At 33.2% G+C, this 707-nt stretch carries 2 tRNA genes; both read right to left on the reverse strand.

The features are described 5' to 3' along the window. Positions 1-296 precede the first annotated feature (296 nt). A tRNA-Ala gene (locus CQA43_RS09345) sits at positions 297-372 on the reverse strand. 145 nt (positions 373-517) lie between these two features. Then, positions 518-594 (reverse strand) — tRNA-Ile (locus tag CQA43_RS09350). Positions 595-707 lie beyond the last annotated feature (113 nt).

Raw genomic sequence — 707 nt, forward strand, 5'->3', positions numbered from 1 at the left:
CTGCCTTAATGAATGTAAATCCATTAAAACAATCTTGGTTATTTGCGTGATTGTAGTTATTACTTATTTTAGGCTTTAACAATGAGTTGTGTAAGAACATTTAGAATCTTTTTTAGGATTCTAATGTAAAGATTTATAAAAACACTAAAGGGAAGTTTGAAGTTTTTCTTTTGTTTTCTTTTACTTCTAACTTTCTTTTAATCCTATTCTATGCTAAGCATAAAAAAGAATGGATTATTAAATACTTACATTAGAATCTTTTTATTGTATTGACTACACCAATGATGCATTAATTTTGGTGGAGAATAGCGGGATCGAACCGCTGACCTCCTGCGTGCAAAGCAGGCGCTCTCCCAGCTGAGCTAATTCCCCATAATAGGGTAGTTTAATAATTAAAATTGATTATTTTTGAATGATTTTTGTAGTTGTATTAGAAATTTTAAAAAGAGCTACCTCATAAGGTAATGACTGAAAAAAATCTCATACTCTGCAAAAAGTATCAATAAAGAACAATTTCTGGTGGGCTTAGGAGGACTTGAACCTCCGACCTCACCCTTATCAGGGGTGCGCTCTAACCACCTGAGCTATAAGCCCCTACTTTAAAGTTAAATAATCTCTGAAAACTAAGCAGGAAAAGAACAACTTAAACTAAAAGAAACGAATCTTTAGTCTTTTCTCTTGAAAGGAGGTGATCCAACCGCAGGTTC

Source organism: Helicobacter ganmani, from assembly GCF_003364315.1.
GTDB lineage: Bacteria > Campylobacterota > Campylobacteria > Campylobacterales > Helicobacteraceae > Helicobacter_D > Helicobacter_D ganmani.